This window comes from Mesorhizobium sp., assembly GCF_024509055.1.
In the GTDB taxonomy this organism is placed as follows: domain Bacteria; phylum Pseudomonadota; class Alphaproteobacteria; order Rhizobiales; family Rhizobiaceae; genus Mesorhizobium.
On the sequence record NZ_JANINM010000444.1, the window covers coordinates 76,471 to 92,951 of the forward strand.

19 protein-coding genes are annotated in these 16,481 nt (G+C 63.2%); 12 read left to right on the forward strand and 7 right to left on the reverse strand.

Going from position 1 to position 16,481, the window contains the following annotated elements; all coding sequences use genetic code 11:
- The first annotated feature begins 228 nt into the window (after window positions 1–228).
- Together Q0L57_RS25120 and Q0L57_RS25125 are read left to right on the forward strand one after the other, a co-directional pair.
- A complete protein-coding gene (locus tag Q0L57_RS25120; protein ID WP_296745766.1) occupies window positions 229–1,176 on the forward strand; it encodes a DUF1402 family protein in 948 nt (315 codons plus the stop codon).
- 7 nt (window positions 1,177–1,183) lie between these two features.
- The gene (locus Q0L57_RS25125; RefSeq protein ID WP_296745767.1) at window positions 1,184–1,849 is read left to right on the forward strand and encodes a DedA family protein; all 666 of its coding nucleotides are present in this window, start codon (window positions 1,184–1,186) and stop codon (window positions 1,847–1,849) included.
- On the opposite strand, the gene Q0L57_RS25130 is transcribed toward Q0L57_RS25125, so the two are convergent.
- The 5 genes from Q0L57_RS25130 to Q0L57_RS25150 all read right to left on the reverse strand — a co-directional run bounded on the left by Q0L57_RS25130 (window position 1,833) and on the right by Q0L57_RS25150 (window position 5,084).
- Window positions 1,833–2,624 (reverse strand): phosphodiester glycosidase family protein, encoded by a 792-nt coding sequence (locus Q0L57_RS25130; protein ID WP_296745768.1) that lies wholly within the window; start codon window positions 2,622–2,624, stop codon window positions 1,833–1,835. The two genes, Q0L57_RS25125 and Q0L57_RS25130, sit on opposite strands and share 17 nt — an antisense overlap.
- Before the next feature lie 127 nt (window positions 2,625–2,751).
- Window positions 2,752–3,624 (reverse strand): undecaprenyl-diphosphate phosphatase, encoded by an 873-nt coding sequence (locus Q0L57_RS25135; RefSeq protein ID WP_296745769.1) that lies wholly within the window; start codon window positions 3,622–3,624, stop codon window positions 2,752–2,754.
- A gap of 341 nt (window positions 3,625–3,965) precedes the next feature.
- The gene (locus Q0L57_RS25140; protein WP_296745770.1) at window positions 3,966–4,178 is read right to left on the reverse strand and encodes a hypothetical protein; all 213 of its coding nucleotides are present in this window, start codon (window positions 4,176–4,178) and stop codon (window positions 3,966–3,968) included.
- Between the two features lie 142 nt (window positions 4,179–4,320).
- Entirely contained in the window at window positions 4,321–4,716 is a 396-nt protein-coding gene (locus tag Q0L57_RS25145; RefSeq protein WP_296745771.1) for a GFA family protein, read from the reverse strand.
- A 119-nt stretch (window positions 4,717–4,835) separates the two neighbouring features.
- Entirely contained in the window at window positions 4,836–5,084 is a 249-nt protein-coding gene (locus Q0L57_RS25150; RefSeq protein WP_140542817.1) for a ParB N-terminal domain-containing protein, read from the reverse strand.
- Between the two features lie 158 nt (window positions 5,085–5,242).
- Here Q0L57_RS25150 and Q0L57_RS25155 point away from each other — a divergent pair, with 158 nt between their 5' ends.
- Complete coding sequence (locus Q0L57_RS25155; RefSeq protein ID WP_296745772.1) at window positions 5,243–5,650, forward strand: thioesterase family protein; 408 nt, start codon at window positions 5,243–5,245, stop codon at window positions 5,648–5,650.
- Window positions 5,651–5,674: 24 nt separating this feature from the next.
- On the opposite strand, the gene Q0L57_RS25160 is transcribed toward Q0L57_RS25155, so the two are convergent.
- Window positions 5,675–6,631: a LysR family transcriptional regulator gene (locus Q0L57_RS25160; RefSeq protein ID WP_296745773.1), complete on the reverse strand. Its 957-nt coding sequence runs from the start codon at window positions 6,629–6,631 to the stop codon at window positions 5,675–5,677.
- A gap of 131 nt (window positions 6,632–6,762) precedes the next feature.
- Here Q0L57_RS25160 and Q0L57_RS25165 point away from each other — a divergent pair, with 131 nt between their 5' ends.
- The 9 genes from Q0L57_RS25165 to Q0L57_RS25205 all read left to right on the forward strand — a co-directional run bounded on the left by Q0L57_RS25165 (window position 6,763) and on the right by Q0L57_RS25205 (window position 15,188).
- A complete protein-coding gene (locus Q0L57_RS25165; protein WP_296745774.1) occupies window positions 6,763–7,545 on the forward strand; it encodes an ABC transporter substrate-binding protein in 783 nt (260 codons plus the stop codon).
- Between the two features lie 64 nt (window positions 7,546–7,609).
- Complete coding sequence (locus Q0L57_RS25170) at window positions 7,610–8,257, forward strand: amino acid ABC transporter permease (protein ID WP_296745775.1); 648 nt, start codon at window positions 7,610–7,612, stop codon at window positions 8,255–8,257.
- Between the two features lie 12 nt (window positions 8,258–8,269).
- Window positions 8,270–8,929, forward strand: coding sequence for an amino acid ABC transporter permease (locus tag Q0L57_RS25175; RefSeq protein ID WP_296745776.1), 660 nt, complete (start codon window positions 8,270–8,272; stop codon window positions 8,927–8,929).
- The gene (locus tag Q0L57_RS25180) at window positions 8,926–9,690 is read left to right on the forward strand and encodes an amino acid ABC transporter ATP-binding protein (RefSeq protein ID WP_296745777.1); all 765 of its coding nucleotides are present in this window, start codon (window positions 8,926–8,928) and stop codon (window positions 9,688–9,690) included. The genes Q0L57_RS25175 and Q0L57_RS25180 overlap by 4 nt, the downstream gene beginning before the upstream one ends.
- Before the next feature lie 8 nt (window positions 9,691–9,698).
- On the forward strand, window positions 9,699–11,339 hold the full coding sequence (locus tag Q0L57_RS25185) for a N,N-dimethylformamidase beta subunit family domain-containing protein (RefSeq protein ID WP_296745778.1): 1,641 nt from the start codon (window positions 9,699–9,701) through the stop codon (window positions 11,337–11,339).
- Window position 11,340: 1 nt separating this feature from the next.
- Complete coding sequence (locus tag Q0L57_RS25190; RefSeq protein WP_296745779.1) at window positions 11,341–12,720, forward strand: aspartate aminotransferase family protein; 1,380 nt, start codon at window positions 11,341–11,343, stop codon at window positions 12,718–12,720.
- Between the two features lie 10 nt (window positions 12,721–12,730).
- The gene (locus Q0L57_RS25195) at window positions 12,731–13,660 is read left to right on the forward strand and encodes a 3-keto-5-aminohexanoate cleavage protein (RefSeq protein WP_296745780.1); all 930 of its coding nucleotides are present in this window, start codon (window positions 12,731–12,733) and stop codon (window positions 13,658–13,660) included.
- A complete protein-coding gene (locus tag Q0L57_RS25200) occupies window positions 13,660–14,157 on the forward strand; it encodes a GNAT family N-acetyltransferase (RefSeq protein WP_296745781.1) in 498 nt (165 codons plus the stop codon). The genes Q0L57_RS25195 and Q0L57_RS25200 overlap by 1 nt, the downstream gene beginning before the upstream one ends.
- 2 nt (window positions 14,158–14,159) lie before the next feature.
- Window positions 14,160–15,188: a histone deacetylase family protein gene (locus Q0L57_RS25205; protein ID WP_296745782.1), complete on the forward strand. Its 1,029-nt coding sequence runs from the start codon at window positions 14,160–14,162 to the stop codon at window positions 15,186–15,188.
- A gap of 4 nt (window positions 15,189–15,192) precedes the next feature.
- Here Q0L57_RS25205 and Q0L57_RS25210 read toward each other — a convergent pair whose 3' ends face one another.
- A complete protein-coding gene (locus tag Q0L57_RS25210) occupies window positions 15,193–16,461 on the reverse strand; it encodes a cysteine desulfurase-like protein (RefSeq protein WP_296745783.1) in 1,269 nt (422 codons plus the stop codon).
- Window positions 16,462–16,481: the final 20 nt, after the last annotated feature.

The following is a 16,481-nucleotide window of genomic DNA, read 5'->3' on the forward strand; positions in this document are numbered from 1 at the left end:
CTTTCCTAATGAGAAATTACCAACAAAGTTTGAATCAAAATTTACTTTTAGACCGGCGCCAAGCCACGCGATTCGGTGTGTCCGCGCCGCCTCGCCGGCATGAATTCGGCGCATGGCGGGCTCGGATCGTCCCGCCTGAGGCTTGACAGGCAGTCCCTGAGCCGGTTGAGACAAAATGAATTCCCATTCGCTCGCGTCTGAAACTCCGCGACCAAAAGGGCGGCCGCCGTGTCTCGTTTCTTTTTGCTCCTTGCCTGCCTGATCTGGTTGTTGCCGGCCCCGGCCGCGCATGCCGATAACCTTATCGTCGTGCCTCCCGGCAACCGTTTCGACACGCAGCCGACAATTCCGAGCGCCTCGGCGAACCGCACGCGCGCCTTCAAGACGACCTACGAGGAAAAATACGAAAAGATCATCGCGCTGCTGAAGCACGAGAAGAAGCTGATCGCGCATATCAAGCAGGTCGCCTCGGCCTATGACATCGACCCGATCCACATCATTGGCTCGCTGGTCGGCGAGCACACCTACAATGTCACCGCGGTCGGCTCGGTGCAGACCTATTACATCAAGGCGCTTTCCTACTCCGGCCTCGATTTCGCCTTCCGCTACAAGAACGTGCGGGTGCAGGATTTCGTCAAGCGTCCCGAGTTCGCGGCCTGCGAGCAGGCGAAAGGCAGCGCCGCGCTGTGGAGCTGCCGCGACGCGGTCTGGTCGCAGCATTTCAAGGGCAAGACCGTCGACGGCGTCGCCTACGAGCCCATGACCTTCCAGCAGGCCTTCTTCCAGCCCTTCTTTGCCGGCCAGACATTCGGGCTCGGCCAGATAAGCCCGCTCACGGCGCTCGAAGTCACCGACCTGGTCAACAGGGTGAGCGGCTACGACAAGCTGACGCCGGACAATCCGCAAGCCATCTACCGCGATGTGATGGATCCCGACCGCAGCATCGTCTACATCGCCGCGATCGTTCACGACTCCATCGAGGCCTACAAGGAACAGGGCTTCGACATCTCCGGCAACCCCGGCATCACGGCCACGCTCTACAATGTCGGCCAGCCCCGTCAACGCGCCGCCGAATTGCGCAGCTCAGGCCGCAGGTATCCGGTGGAGAATTATTACGGCTGGCTCGTCAACAGCAAGCTTGATGAGCTGAGAAGCCTGCTCGACAACGGCTCCTGAGGTCGGAGTGGAGAGCTTCGTCGACCATTGCGTGCGCCTCATCGAGACGCACCAGGCATGGGCCGGCTTGGTGGTCGGGCTTCTGGCATTCGGCGAATCGTTGATCCTGATCGGCATCCTGCTTCCCGGCACCACGGTTCTGGTGATCGTCGGCGGCCTCGTCGGCGCCGGCCTCATCCATCCGCTGCCGGTCATCATCGCGGCTATCATCGGCGCGGCGCTAGGCGATGTCGTCTCCTATTATCTCGGCGTCTGGCTCGGGCGTGGCGTCGTCCACAAATGGCCACTCAACCGCCACCGGCACGAGATCGCCCGCGCGCGGCTGTTCTTCCGCCGCTACGGCTTCGCGGCGATTTTCCTCGGCCGCTTCTTCGGCCCGCTGCGCGCCACTGTGCCGCTCGTCGCCGGTATGACGGAGATGAACCGGTATCGCTTCCAGCTTGCAAACATCTTGTCGGCGATGGTCTGGGCGCCTGCTATTCTCACGCCGGGTTGGCTGGTCGCCAAGGGCGCGGGAGAACTCGTTCAGTTCAGCACCACGAATATTCTGGCTCTCGTGGCGGCGGTCATCGTCTTGGCGATCATCGCGGCCTTGGTCGGCCTCAAGCTCCTCGCCCGCGACAGAGAGCGCCGGCGCGAACGCAGGCAGAGCCGCGCTACCCGCCTTTCCTGAACACCCCGATCATCGGCCCGAGATTCCAGAAATCGTCGTTGCGGCCTATCGCCGGCGCATAGAGGCTGGAGATCGATCCATCGAGGAAGAGCGCGTTCGGGCAACCGAGCGCGTCGCGGAACAGGCGCGCGAATTCGTGGAAGGTCACGACATCGTTAGAGATCGCGAAGACGGCGACGCCGTCTTGGCGCACGCCGACGCCGTCGCGGATTTTCCGCGAGGCGCTGTCGGGCTGGAATTTCGGATGCAGCTTGCCGTCGATGACCAGCATCGGCCCGGACTGGGTGGCATAGTCGACGCGCGAGCCTTGCCTCAGATAGTCCTTGGTCGCGCGCACGCCTGCCCTGTTGCCGCTGAGGTAGAAGACGCCGTTGGGCTGCATCGAGAAATTGCCGGTGCCCGATCCCGTCTTCGCCGGCGCTATCTGCCGGCCCTGCTCGACATAGAGGCCGACCGGCGCGAGGTCGGGTTGGTACATGCCGGCATTCAGGCCGAAGAGCATGGTGCGCCCGGCGGCATGCTGGGCGCTGCGCAGATTGTGCAGCGAGCGATACGGGTTGCCGGTCGGATCCTTCCAGAAGAGCTCGATGGCATAGTGCTTCGGGTCGGCCTCGCAAACCAGATAGGTGGCGGTCTCGAAGCTGAAGTTGCGGCACGGCGGCAGTGCCGCCAGCCATTGGCCGGCGCCCATGCCCATGCCGACCACGGCAGGCAGGGCCGACTTCACCAGCGTCACCAGCAGCGGCACCGATTGTAGAAGCGTCGTAAGATCCATGCGCCTATCAATACGGGAAGCCGGCGACGAGACGAACCGCCAAGGCTTCCTTTCAGGCGTTTTTTGTCCCGCGTGGGATTAATCGCGAGGGCCGAAATGCTTGGGTCCTAAGAAGGCGTTCGCCTGCCTAGGACAGCCATCCTAGCGCAAGGCCGAGCAACAACACGACGCCGAGCACGCCTCGGTAGATGACGAAAGGCCAGGCCGAAAAACGCTCGAGCACGCGCATCAGGCCCCATATGGCGAAGAAGGCGGAGATCGAGGCAACGACAAGCCCGACGGCCAGAACCGACCACCCATGCGCGTCTAGATGCACCTTGTGCAGCTCCCAAAGTTCCTTAAGACCGGCGAGCGCGATGGCGGGCAGGCCGAGCAGGAAGGAAAAGCGCGCTGCCTCAGGCCGCGTGAAACCGAGCCCCAGGGCGGCCGTCAGGGTCGATCCGGAGCGCGAAACGCCGGGAATGAGCGCGCCGACCTGCGCGATACCGACGAGCAGCGCGTCCAGGATCGACGCCTGGTTGAGCGTGAGCCTGTGCTTGGCGTACATCTCGGCCAGCGCCAGCAGGATCGCCATCACGATACAGGCCCAGCCGATGACGGCAAGGCTGCGCAGTGGCGAATTGCAGGCGTTGAGGACGCCCGACAGCGCCAGCCCCGCGATGATGATCGGAATGGTCGCGAGAACGATACTCATCGCGAGGCGGAAATAACGGTCGCCGAAGTCGCGACGGCTGAGTGCCGACAGCGATCCCACGGTTACATCCCTGACGTCGCTCCAGAAATAGCTGACCACCGCGGCAAGCGCGGCGAGCTGCATTGCCGCCGAGAAGGCTGAGCCGGGATCCTGCCACCCGAGAACGGCAGGCACGATGCGCATATGCGCCGTCGACGAGATCGGCAGCAGTTCCGTGATGCCTTGCACCACTCCAAGAAATGCTACTTTGGCGTAACCAAGGCCGACAAAGCCCGTGTCCAGTCCCTGCGTGCAGACGTCAGCCATACCAGTCCTTTTCCGGAGTAAAATGAGCCCATCATGAGAAGCGCCGCCCTCGCCGGTCCCCGGCAGAGGCATAGCCGCGCCTCGTCGGGAATCCAACTCACGGATTTGTAAGCTACGCTAATCTTGCTTTACGACACGCGGAAGCACACCCCGGTCTTATGCAAAAAGATATTTCGGGAAAGCGCCGTGCGACGAGTGTTGATCGCCCGGCTTCGGAGGCTCAGCTCCGCGGCGGGATCATGCCGGCACAGCCGATACCGTCTGGCAGCGGCACCGATCCATCTGTGTCGGGCGTCACGGCGAACAAAGGTTCTTCGTCCGTAAATTGAGGAAACAAAATACTAGCGATGCAGCCACTGCTTTATGCAGCTTCTCGCCACCACATGAGCCGGCGGCATGAGCGGCCGATCGGCACGGGAATCGTCCGACGCCCTGTCGCGGGCTCTTTCCAGCAGCATGCGAAGCTCAGCCGGGCGCACCCGGTCCCTCGCCATCACCAGCTGGACCATCGGGTCGTTCAAAAGCTCGTCCAAGGTGTTGATGCTCTCGCTCATCCGTCGCCTCCTCGATACCGACCCGCAGGCGTTAGATAGGCAGCCGATAATGGCCCGCCAATGACGCTTTGCCGGCTATCTCGTGAATCGGAGATGAAATTTTCGTGCAGTCATGCGGCCAAAATGAGTCAGGCCGAATGCGTTAGGCAGGCGGTGCGCCCTCATATTGCGGCAGGCCGTCGTCCAGCCGCACCCAAGGCTGCCTGGAGGCAGTCCAGAAATGCATGTCGGGCTTGAACACCGAGGGGTCGTCGAGCGAGCCCGAGGTGATGCCAATAATGCCCCTGGCATCGCGGCGCGAAAAAAGCGTCGTGCCGCAAGCCGGGCAAAAGCCGCGTTTGAGATCCGGCGAGGAATGGACCGCAGCCACAGGTCCTTCGATCGTCACGTCATCGATGCGAAACAAAAGCCGTGCATTGAAGGCCGCGCCGATCGCCTTCTGGCAAAGCCGGCAATGGCACACGCGCTCGTTGACCGGTTCCGCCTCGGCCCGATAACGCACCGCCCCGCACAGGCATCCACCTGAATATCTCGACATCGCCCGTACCCGTTTCGTGAAGACATCGGCACGGTAGCGGCCGGCATATCGAGGTCAATCAAAAAGCGTTGATGGGATGTGATCGCTTGCGATGATGCGGGCGGGTTCGCGGCAATCGATCAATGCCGCTTTGCCTGGACGAGATAGGCATCGATCATGGTCTCGCCCAGCCACTTGGCGGCTTCCAGCCTGTGCAGCCCTTCGACCAGGACATGGCGCTTGCCGTCGTGGCGGACCTGGATCGGTGTCTTCATGCCGTTTTCGAGGATGTCCTCGGCGAGATGGCGGACTGTTTCGGGATGCAGCGTCTTGCGACGCGCCGTGGGCACGTAGATGTCGTCGACCTTGACCTTTTGCACCCGCAGCATATCGGCTCCCGTGGCGGAAACGCCGCCCTGCCTTTGAGATAGTTCGTTTATTCATAGGGGCCAAGAGCACGGGCGATGAATGCGCGCTTCGCAAAGTTTGCCTGCGGCGGGGCATTTCGATATCTGCGTTTTGCGCGATAACCCAAGGGACACTGCCCGTGAGCGAATCTCTCGTCACCTATGTCGGCGTAACGCATCCATGGATGTGCGACAGGATGGGCCATGTGAATGTGCGACATTACGCGGCGATGTTCGACGACGCCAGCTTCCAGATCCTCGGCCACATCGCCGGGCAGGACGCATCGGAAGCTGGATGGGCGGATGTACGTACCGAAACCGAGTACCGGCATGAAACCAGGGCCGGCGCGCTCGTCACCATCCATTCGCATGTCGTGAAAGTCGGCCGCACCTCCGTCACTTTCGAGCAGGTCATGTCGGGATCGAGCGATGGGATCGTGCGTGCGGTGAGCCGTACGACAAGCGTTCGTTTCGACCTCGAGGCGCGCGCCGCCACTCCCCTGGACGATGCCATGCGGCAGCGTGCGCAGGCATTGCTGGCCGAATAGCCCACGTTGCCGGCCGACTGGCCTTCAAGCATCGTAGGTGCGCTCGTGGAGCGGCATTTCCGCGATGATCGCCTGCAATCCGGACAGCAGTGCCTTCTCGGCGCGGTTCATCGTCTTGTCGGGGTTCACCAGCAGGAAGATGTCGATGGCCGGCGGCGTGTCATAGGGTGGCAGGCGCCACAGGATGCCGTCGGCGACATCGCGCCGCGCCACATGCAACGGCAGCGGGCCGATTCCCAGTCCGGCGACGATCATGCGCCGCACTTCCTCGAGGCTCGATGAAACGCCCACCACGTCGGCATTGAGCCGGGCCTCGCTGCGCAGCAGCGCCACCGGTCGCAAGGCATCCGAGATGTGATCGGTCTGGAAAGACACGGAAGGCTCGCCGCGCAGATCGGCCAGCGTCAGCCCTTCCCGCCCGTACAGCCTGTGCTGCGGACCGCAGAAGAAGCCGAAGAACTCGCGGTAGACCATGGCATATTCAAGCGCCGGGTCGCGCTGGCTTACCAGGCAGATGCCGAAGGAGGCGCGGCGCTCCTTCACCTGCTTGGCGACTTCGGTGCTTGCCGCGACCGAGATGGTGATGCTGGCGCGCGGATAATTGCGATGAAACTCCGACAGTGCCTGATCGAACAGCGGCGAGACGACATGGCTGGCCACGGCAATGGTGACATGGCCAGTGACGTCGTCGCTGATGCCTCGCATCAGCAGCGGCAGTTGCGATATCGTCCCGAACACCTCGACGCTCTGCTCGTAAAGCAGCTTGCCGACCTCGGTGAGCTCGAAACGCGTCGCATCGCGCTCGACCAATCGTCGGCCAACGCGATCCTCCAGGCGCCTCAGGGCGTTGCTGACGCTCGGCTGCTTGAGGTTGAGCCGCTCGGCGGCGCGCGTGATGCTCTTCACCTCCGCGATGACGACGAACGTGCGCAGGAGGTTCCAGTCGAGATCCCAGACCAGGCGTTCGGGCCGCGCAATCATTCCTGATATCTATGCTCCCTATTCCCATTATCTATTTGCGCAATGCATGCGCAAAGGCAATCATGAAATCAGGAGAGCGTCCCAACGCCTCCCAAGAACAAGCCATCGCGCTCCATCCAGAGGACCATCAGATGAACAGAGTATTTTCCCGCATCGCCGTCGCCGCGCTGCTGCTCGCCTCGACCTTCACGGCCGTTTCGGCGAACGCCGACGATCTCGAAAAGATCAAGGCGGGGGGCGAGCTGAAGATTTCGATGAGCGGCCAGTATCCACCCTTCAACTTCGTCAACGACCAGAACGAGGTCGTCGGCTTCGACGCCGATATCGGCAAGGCCATCGCCGAGCGCATCGGCGTCAAGGGAGCCATCATCACCACGGCCTGGGACGGCATCATCGCCGGCCTGCTGGCCAAGAAGTACGATACCGTCGTCGGCTCCATGACCATCACGCCAGAGCGTGAAAAGGTGGTCGATTTCGTCGGTCCCTACTATCACGCCGGCCGCGCGGTTTTCGTCAGCGAGGCTTCCAAGGTGCAGAGCCTGGACGAACTCAAGGGCAAGACCCTCGGCGTGACGCTGGGCGAAACGCATGAGAAATGGGCGCGCGAACAGGGCGGCTGGGAAGTCCGCACCTACAAGGGCCTACCGGAACTCTTGCTGGAGCTTAAGGCCGGCCGCGTCGATGCCATCGTCGTCGACAACATTCCTGTCATGGTCGCCGTCAAGGAAACCGGCGAGAAGGTGCGCAGGCTCGATACGCCCAACATCGACGGCGGCAGCGTCGGCATCGGCATCGCCATCCGCAAGAACAATCCGGAACTGAAGGCCGCAATGCAGAAGGCGCTGGACGACATGCTGGCCGACGGAAGCTACGAGAAGATCTCCAAGCAGTGGATCGGCAGCGACATCCGCTAATTCCAACAGGCTTCAGGCGGCCAAACCCGCCTGAAGCCACCTGCCACCCCCGCCGGACCATCCCATGGATTTCTCCCTGATGCGGCGCGTCTTCCCGTTTTTCGCGGAAGCCGCCCTGGTAACGATCGAGATCACGGCATTGGCCCTAATCCTGGGTCTCGTGGTAGCGGCGCTGGCCGCGACCGCGAAGATGTCAAGGTCTGCGATCCTGAGGGCCATCGGCACGCTCTATGTCAGCCTGTTTCGCGGCACGCCCTGCTTGATCCAGCTCTTCGTGCTCTACTTTGGCGGTCCGCAGATCGGCATCAACCTGGAGCCGTTCGCAGCGGGAGTCATCGGCCTCGGCCTCAACATCGGCGCCTATATGACCGAATCGATCCGTGGCGCGCTGATTGCAGTTGACCGGGGCCAGACCGAGGCCGCGCGCACCATCGGGTTCAGCCGTTTCCAGACTTTGCGCAAGGTCGTGCTGCCGCAGGCCGCCCGGCTGATGATCCGCCCGCTCGGCGTCAACACCGTCGCGCTCCTGAAAGGATCTGCCCTTGTGTCGACGATCTCGGTCGTGGAGCTGACCTATACGGCCCAGCGCTTCATCGGCTCCACCTACAAGCCATTCGAGATCTTCGGCGTCGCGGCGCTCCTCTACATGGTCATGGTCTACGCCGTGGCCCGAGCCGTCGACCTGCTCGACAAACGCTTTGCCATCGTCTGACCGGAGAGCGCGATGGAAGGTTTGGATTTCACTGTCGTATTGCCCTACTGGGACCTTCTACTGACAGGCGCCTGGTGGACAGCCGTGCTGACGGTCTCGGCGGGAGCGCTCAGCTTCGTCTTCGGCATCCTGTTCGCGGTCATTGTCCTCTACGCACCGGCGATCATCGCTTATCCCGTGCGCGCCTTCATGTGGGTGTTCATGGGCACGCCGCTGCTGTTGCAGTTGTTCCTGATCTATTTCGGCCTGGTGCAGGTCGGCATCGACATTCCCGCCCTTGCCGCCGGCATCATCGGGCTTGGCCTGCACTTCGCTGTCTACAATGCCGACGTCATCCGCGCCGGCATCGTCGCCGTCGATGCCGGCCAGACGGAAGGCGCGCGCAGCATCGGCTTCGGCAAGTGGCAGACATTGCGCTACGTCGTCGTGCCACAAGCTGTCCGCAACACCGCCCCGCCGATCGGAGGCAACATGATCGCGCTCCTGAAAGAATCCTCGATCGTGTCGGTGATCGGCATTGCCGAACTGGTCCATTCGGCCCAGCTGGCGATCAGCGAAACGTTCCGGCCGTTCGAGTTCTACATCACCGCGGCGGCGCTCTATTACATTCTCAATCTCGCGCTCGAAGCGGGTTTGCGCCGGTTCGAGCGGCGCGTGGAGGTTTCCCGATGAGCACCCAGAAGCCAATGGTCGAGGTTCGCGGCGCGCGCAAATCCTTTGGCCCGATGGAAGTCCTCAAAGGCATCGACCTGTCGGTGGACCGTGGGCAGATCGTGGCGATCATCGGGCCGAGCGGCTCGGGCAAGAGCACGCTGCTGCGCTCGATCAACCACCTGGAGACCTTGAATGGTGGCGAAGTCTGGCTCGACGGCGTGCAGGTCAACCAGCCCTTGCGCGGCCAGGCTTTTGAACGTCATATCAATAGCGTGCGCCAGCAGATGGGCATGGTTTTTCAGCACTTCAACCTTTTCCCGCATCTGACCGTACTTGAGAACATCGCCATGGGACCCACCATCCTCAAGGGCATCAGCAAGAGCGAGGCGCATGCGCTGGCGCACGGCCTCCTGTCCAAGGTCGGGCTAGCCGACAAGATCGATGCCTATCCGTCGCGGCTCTCCGGCGGCCAGAAGCAGCGCGTGGCCATCGCGCGCGCATTGGCCATGCAGCCCAAGGTGATGCTGTTCGACGAGGCGACATCGGCGCTCGACCCAGAGCTCGTCGACGAGGTCAACGCCGTCATGAAGCAGCTTGCCGCCGAACATATGACGATGCTCATCGTCACGCACGAGATGCGCTTTGCCGGTGAAGTGGCGGATCGCGTGCTGTTCATGGACGGAGGCGCCGTCGTGGAAGAAGGCCCGCCGTCCGAGATATTCCGCGCACCGAAAATGGAACGCACCCGTACGTTCCTGAAGAAATACCTCTCCGCCTGAGTTCGAGCATGACCAGACCGACCACCGAATTCCCCGATTTCGGACTGACGCCCGACCAACGCCGGCACGCGGTGCGCGGCCATTACTATGAGTGGCCGGGCATGGACGGCGAGCGCGGCGAGATCTGGTGCTACAGCGACCGCTTCTCCTACCGCTCCGGCGAGACAGTCACGTTGCACGTCAGTTCAACGGCGCCGACCTTTAGCATGGCGGTCATCCGCGACGGCGGCGGTGAGACCAAAGTGTTCGATAAATCGGACATTGCAGCTCGCTGGCAGGAGAGCCCTGACCAGTGCTCGGCCGAAGGCTGCGGCTGGGAAGCGTCGTTTGAATTCCGCGTCGACGGCGACTGGCCGTCCGGCGCCTATCGGATAACGCTGACCGCCGACGGCCGCGACGGCAAGCCGATCCAAAGCCATCACCTGTTCATCGTCTCGCCCCAACCCGGCAAGAAACCCGGCCGTGTGCTGCAGGTGGCCGCGACGGGCACCTGGCTCGCCTACAATACCTGGGGCGGCTCCAACCACTATCAGGGCATTACCGGGCCGGATCGCAACCAGTATTCGCCACTCGTGTCGACGCAGCGACCCTGGTGCCGTGGCTTCGTCGTGTTGCCGAGGGATGCGCCGCGCGTGCCACTGGAGGTCGCCGTGCCGCCGAAGACGGTGCCGCGCTATCCGCATATGGAATGGGCTTTGGCCACCGGCCATTCGAAGAAATACGCCTCGTCGGGCTGGGCCAGCTATGACAGCCACTTCTTCCGCTTCGCCGAGCGTGCCGGCTACGGCGTCGATCTCGCCAGCCAGCACGATCTGCATTTCTCGCCGGAGATTCTTGACGGTTACGATTGCGCCGTCTTCGTCGGCCATGACGAATACTGGACCTGGGAGATGCGCGACGCCGTCGACGAGTATGTCGAGCGCGGCGGCCATGCGGCGCGCTTTGCCGGCAATTTCATGTGGCAGACGCGTCTTGAGGACGAGGGGCGCCGGCAGGTCTGCTACAAATACCGCGCCCGCGCCGAGGATCCCGCCTATCGCGGCGGCGACGTGACCCGCGCCACCAATTCCTGGGAGGCCCCTGAAATCGGCCGGCCCGGCTCGGCGACCTTCGGGCTCAATGCGACACGCGGCCTTTACGCGGGCTGGGGCGGCTGCGCGCCGCGAGGCGTGCGGGGTTTCCCGGTCTACCGTCCCGGGCATTGGGCCTTCGCCGGCACCGGCATCTATTATGGCGACCTGCTGGGCGCCGACAGCCATGTCTATGGCTATGAGGTCGACGGCCTCGACTTCGAGCTTCGCAACGGCCTGCCCTACCCGACCGCGACCAGCGGCGCGCCTGACGGCCTGCAGGTCCTCGCCGTCGGTATGGCCAGCCAGGTCGAGGAGAGCGCCGACATCCCGATCGAGGATCAGTTCCTCACCGACGAGGACGGCCGCTTCAGCGCCGAAACGCTCTTCGGCGACAGGAGCGACGCCAGCCTCGAAAAAGTCAAACGCAGCAACGGCATGATCGTCAACTTCCCGCGCGGCAAGGGCGAGGTGTTTCACGCCGGAAGCTGCGAATGGGTGGCCGGCCTGCTGAGACAAGACCCGATGGTCGAACGCGTCACCCAGAATGTCCTCGATCGCTACCTTGGAAAGTCCTGACATGTCGAAGACCCAGACCGCCGCTCAAGAGACCGAAGCCCGGCGAGAATCGCATCTGTTCTACCTGTCCAGCCTGCGCCGGCCGCTGATCGACCGTGCCGAAGGCATCTATATGTGGACGCAGGATGGCCGCCGCTTCATCGATGGCTCGAGCGGCCCGATGGTGGCCAATATCGGCCACTCCAACCGCAATGTGCTGGATGCCATGAAGCGGCAGATGGACCGCGCCACCTTCGCCTATCGGCTGCATTTCGAAAACGAGCCCGCTGAGGAGCTGGCTCGGGAACTGGCGCGGAAACTGCCCGAAGGCGTGGACCGCATCTTCTTCGTATCCGGCGGTTCGGAAGCGACCGAATCCTGCATCAAGCTGGCACGCCAATGGGCAGTCGCCACGGGCCAGCCGAGCCGCTGGAAGGTGATCACGCGCTTCCCCTCCTATCATGGCGGCACGCTGGGTTCGCTTTCGATCACCGGCGACGACGCGCTGGCCGAAACCTTCACGCCGATGATGCGGCCAATGCCGACCGTGCCGGCGCCGACGGCATGGCGCGACCGTGACAATCTCTCGATGGAGCAGCGCGGCGTCCGCTACGCCGACATGCTGGAGGAGAAGATCCTGGCCGAAGGTCCGGATAGCGTGGTCGCCTTCATCATGGAGCCGATCGGGGGCGCGGCCACCGCAGCCCTTGTGGCGCCAGACAGCTATTATGCGCGCATTCGCGAGATCTGCGATCGCTACGGCATCCTGCTCATCCACGACGAAGTGATGAGCGGCGCCGGGCGCACCGGCAAGTTCCTCAGCGGCGACCACTGGAACTGCAAGCCTGACATCGTCGCGCTGTCCAAGGGGCTGGGTTCCGGCTACGCGCCGCTCGGCGCGCTGGCCGCTCCGATGCGCCTGGTGCAGCCGCTGCTGGCCTCGGGCGGCTTCCAGCATGGCCACACCTATGCCGGCAATCCGCTTGCCTGCGCCGCCGGGCTTGCGGTGCTCGGCGAAATGGACCGGCTCGATCTGATCGCCAACTCCGCCGCCATGGGCGACGTGCTGATCGGCGAGTTGAAGGCGTTGCAGAGACGTTTCCCCTTCATCGCCGATGTACGCGGCAAGGGGCTGCTGCTCGGCGCCGAAATGGTCGCCAACCCGGAGACGCTGAAGCCTATCGACCCGGCCCGCAAGGCCACGCAACGCCTGCTGGATCTTGCTTATGCGCGCGGTCTGATCATCTATGGCCGCAAGGTCAAGGGCGGAGTCGACGGCGACAACTTCATGGTGGCGCCGCCGATGATCATCACGCGTGAGCAGATCGGCGAGATGGTCGCCATCATCGGCGACTCGCTGGAAGCGCTCGCCGCCGAGCTCGACCTGCCGGTGGAAGGCTGAGGGCAAGAAAATGGCGCCGAGGAAAGTCATCATCACCTGCGCCGTCACCGGCTCGGTGCATACGCCGTCGATGTCCCCACACCTGCCGGTCACGCCGGACCAGATCGCCACGGACGCCATCGCCGCGGCCGAAGCCGGCGCTTCGATCCTGCATCTTCACGCCCGCGACCCCAGGGATGGCAGGCCGACCGCTGACCCGGACGTGTTCATGCAGTTCCTGCCCCGTATCAAGCAGGCGACCGACGCGGTGGTGAACATCACTACGGGCGGCTCGTCCCTGATGACGCTCGACCAACGGCTGGCTGCGCCTTTGCGGGCGCAACCGGAAATGTGCTCGCTCAACATGGGCTCAATGAATTTCGCGCTGTTCCCAATGCTCGACAAGCCGAGGGAGTGGCAGCACGAATGGGAGCCGAAACTGCTCGAAGCGACACGCGACACAATCTTCAAGAACACGTTCGCCGACATGGAAGGCGTGCTGGAGAGGCTGGGCAAGGGCTGTGGCACGCGTTTCGAATTCGAATGCTACGATGTCGGCCATCTCTACTCGCTGGCACATTTCAGAGACCGGGGGCTCGTGTCGGGACCGCTGTTCATCCAGTTCGTGCTCGGCATCCTGGGAGGCATCGGCGCCGATCCCGACAACCTCGTCCATATGAAACGCATCGCCGACAAGCTGTTCGGCGACAGCTACCAGTTCTCGGTGCTCGCCGCCGGCCGCAACCAGATGCCGCTGATCTCGATCGCTGCCGCTATGGGCGGCAATGTCCGCGTCGGCCTGGAGGACAGTCTTTACGACGGGCGGCAACTGGCGAAATCCAATGCCGACCAGGTGCGCCGCATCCGCGGTATCCTCGAGGGCCTGTCGCTGGACGTCGCCACGCCCGCCGAAGCGCGCGAAATGCTGGCGCTGAAGGGCGGTGACCGGGTGGCGTTTTGATGCCATTGGAAGCTGTTACACTCCGACCGGCCCGCATCGAGGACGCCGACACGATACACGCTGCGCTCCTCAGGCTCGGCAGCCATATCGGCGCGCACCAGGAAATCAGCTCGACGCCGGACGACCTCCGCCGCTATGGCTTCGGCGACAAACCCGCCTTCTCGACTCTGATCGCCGAGGTTGAAGGCGAATTCGCCGGGCTTTGCCTGCACTTCCCGATCTTCTCGACCTGGATGGGACGTCCTGGCGTCTATGTGCAGGACCTCTATGTCGAGGATCGCTTTCGCGGCCGCAGGATCGGCGAGAAACTGCTGCGGCGGGTGGCAAAAGAGTGCCGCGCCGCCGGCGGCGTCTATCTGCGGCTTTCGGTCGACACCGACAACGAGACCGCCAAGACCTTCTACGAAAAGCTTGGCATCGGCTGGTCGAGCTACGAGCAGACGCAAAAGATCGTCGGCGATGCCTTCTTTGCCTTTGCCGACGCACCGGAGAGATGATGATGAAAGCCTTCTATGCCGAGGAACAGAAACGCCACGATCCGAAGGCCTTCCTCTCCAGCGGCGCGCCGCAGCCCAATCCGGAAAAGCCGGAGCGCGTCGAAAGATTATTAGCCGGCGCAATATCGGCAGGATTGACGGTTGAACGTCCAGGCAATCATGGCCTCGGCCCGATATCCGCCGTGCATACGCCCGAATATCTCGACTTCCTCGAGCACATCTTCCTGCGCTGGCAGCGCATCGAAGGCGCGTCGGCGGAGGTCATCCCGAATATCCACCCGATCGCGCGCAACGGCTCCTATCCGGCATCGGCCGTCGGCCAGGCCGGCTACCACATGGCCGATACCGCTTGCCCGATCTCGGCGGAGACCTGGGAAAGCGCGCTCTGGAGCGCCTGGAGCGCGGTGGAAGCGGCCGACTCGGTGATGGCGGGCGCGGCTTCGGCCTATGCGCTGTGTCGCCCGCCGGGTCACCATGCCTTCGCCGATGTCGCCGGCGGCTTCTGCTTCATCAACAATTCGGCTGTGGCGGCGCAGGTTCTGCGCAAGAGTGCAGCACGTGTCGCGATACTCGACGTCGACCTGCATCACGGCAACGGCACCCAAGGCATCTTCTACGCAAGACCCGATGTGCTCACGGTCTCGCTGCACGCCGATCCCGTGCGCTTCTACCCCTTCTTCTGGGGCCATGCCGACGAGCGCGGCGAAGGCGCCGGCCTCGGCTACAATTTCAACCTGCCGCTGCCGCGCAAATCCGGCGACGCTGCGTTCCTCGAAGCGCTGGCCAACGCCTTCCAGCGCATCCGCGCTTTCGCGCCTGAAGCCCTGGTCGTGGCGCTCGGCCTCGACGCCTTCGAGGGCGATCCGTTCGGTGGTCTTTCGGTGACGACGCCCGGCTTCTCACGCATCGGCGAGGCGATCGCCGGGCTCGGCCTGCCGACGGTGATCGTTCAGGAAGGCGGCTATCTCTGCGACGCGCTGGGTGACAATCTCACCGCTTTCCTGACCGGCTTCGGCGCCAGGAAAAGCTAGATCATCAGGCGCGCTGCTGCCTCAGCATCGCGATCACGCGGTGCACGCTTTCCAGCGTTTCGTCGATTTCGCCCGCCGTGTTGTAGTGGGCGATCCCGATGCGCACGACGCCCAGCTCCGGCTGAATGCCGAGCTGGTGGACGATTTCCCATGCATAATTATGGCCGGACCACAGGAAGATGTTCTCGGCATTCATCTGCCGCACGATCGTCTCGGGCGCGATGCCCTCGACGGTGAAAGAAACCGTCGGCACACGTTCCCCGAGGCGGCCAAGGTCTGTGATGCCGCGGATGGTCAGGCCTTCGATGTCCGAGAGCCCTTCGATCAACTGCCGCGCGAGCGCGTTTTCATAGGCGATCGACACCTCGAAAGCCTTCGCGATCCGCTCTCGGCGCGAGCCGCCCTCGCCTGCCGCCGCGCCGAGATCGGCGAAGTAGTCGATGGCAGCGGTCAAACCGGCCATCAGCTCGATCTGTGGCGTGCCCAGTTCGAACCGTTCCGGCAGACCGTTTGACGAGCAGCGGCACTTATAGGGCTTGAGCGCATCGATGACCTCGCGCCGGCCCCACAATATGCCCATATGCGGCCCGAAGAACTTGTATGCCGAGCAGACAAGGAAATCGCAGCCGAGTTCCCGCACATCGACCAGTCCATGCGGGGCAAATTGGACGGCATCGACATAGACCAGCGCGCCGGCCTCTTTGGCGATCGCGGTCAGCGCCTTCACACGGTTGATCGAGCCGGTGAGGTTCGAGGCATAGTTCAATGCAACGAGCCGAGTGTTCTGCGAAAGCAACGCCTTCAGCGTCGCTTCCTCGACCTGCCAGCTTTGCTCATCGAACGGCAGGAAGCGCACGACAAGCCCAAGGTCTTCGGCAAGCTGCAGCCAAGGTGAGACATTCCCTTCGTGGTCCATGCGCGTGACGATGATCTCGTCGCCCGGCTTCATCGTGCGGCCAAGCGTGCGCGACATGTGATAAGTCAGCGTCGTCATATTGGCGCCGATGATGATTTCCTCGGCGCTTGCGGCGCCGAGGAAATCGGCCATCGCTTTATGTGCTTCGTCGACCACTTCCTGCGCCGCGACGGTCGTTCCGAAGTAGCCGCCGAGATTGGCATTGGAGGTGAGCAGACAGCGCGACACGGCATCGGCCACCGTCTGGGGCACCTGCGTGCCGGCGGGATTATCGAGATAGATGCGGCGTCGGCCCTGGTCGCTCAGCGAAAGCGCCGGAAATCTTGCGCGCACGGCCTCGATCGGAAAGCTCGCCACAGTCTCTATCCCCTTGTTAT

Bases quoted from the DNA above. Each gene is read 5' to 3' on its own strand.
- Q0L57_RS25130 (WP_296745768.1), bottom strand. From the start codon at position 2,624: ATGGATCTTACGACGCTTCTACAATCGGTGCCGCTGCTGGTGACGCTG.
- Q0L57_RS25135 (WP_296745769.1), bottom strand. From the start codon at position 3,624: ATGGCTGACGTCTGCACGCAGGGACTGGACACGGGCTTTGTCGGCCTT.
- Q0L57_RS25140 (WP_296745770.1), bottom strand. From the start codon at position 4,178: ATGAGCGAGAGCATCAACACCTTGGACGAGCTTTTGAACGACCCGATG.
- Q0L57_RS25145 (WP_296745771.1), bottom strand. From the start codon at position 4,716: ATGTCGAGATATTCAGGTGGATGCCTGTGCGGGGCGGTGCGTTATCGG.
- Q0L57_RS25150 (WP_140542817.1), bottom strand. From the start codon at position 5,084: ATGCTGCGGGTGCAAAAGGTCAAGGTCGACGACATCTACGTGCCCACG.
- Q0L57_RS25160 (WP_296745773.1), bottom strand. From the start codon at position 6,631: ATGATTGCGCGGCCCGAACGCCTGGTCTGGGATCTCGACTGGAACCTC.
- Q0L57_RS25165 (WP_296745774.1), top strand. From the start codon at position 6,763: ATGAACAGAGTATTTTCCCGCATCGCCGTCGCCGCGCTGCTGCTCGCC.
- Q0L57_RS25170 (WP_296745775.1), top strand. From the start codon at position 7,610: ATGGATTTCTCCCTGATGCGGCGCGTCTTCCCGTTTTTCGCGGAAGCC.
- Q0L57_RS25175 (WP_296745776.1), top strand. From the start codon at position 8,270: ATGGAAGGTTTGGATTTCACTGTCGTATTGCCCTACTGGGACCTTCTA.
- Q0L57_RS25180 (WP_296745777.1), top strand. From the start codon at position 8,926: ATGAGCACCCAGAAGCCAATGGTCGAGGTTCGCGGCGCGCGCAAATCC.
- Q0L57_RS25185 (WP_296745778.1), top strand. From the start codon at position 9,699: ATGACCAGACCGACCACCGAATTCCCCGATTTCGGACTGACGCCCGAC.
- Q0L57_RS25190 (WP_296745779.1), top strand. From the start codon at position 11,341: ATGTCGAAGACCCAGACCGCCGCTCAAGAGACCGAAGCCCGGCGAGAA.
- Q0L57_RS25195 (WP_296745780.1), top strand. From the start codon at position 12,731: ATGGCGCCGAGGAAAGTCATCATCACCTGCGCCGTCACCGGCTCGGTG.
- Q0L57_RS25200 (WP_296745781.1), top strand. From the start codon at position 13,660: ATGCCATTGGAAGCTGTTACACTCCGACCGGCCCGCATCGAGGACGCC.
- Q0L57_RS25205 (WP_296745782.1), top strand. From the start codon at position 14,160: ATGAAAGCCTTCTATGCCGAGGAACAGAAACGCCACGATCCGAAGGCC.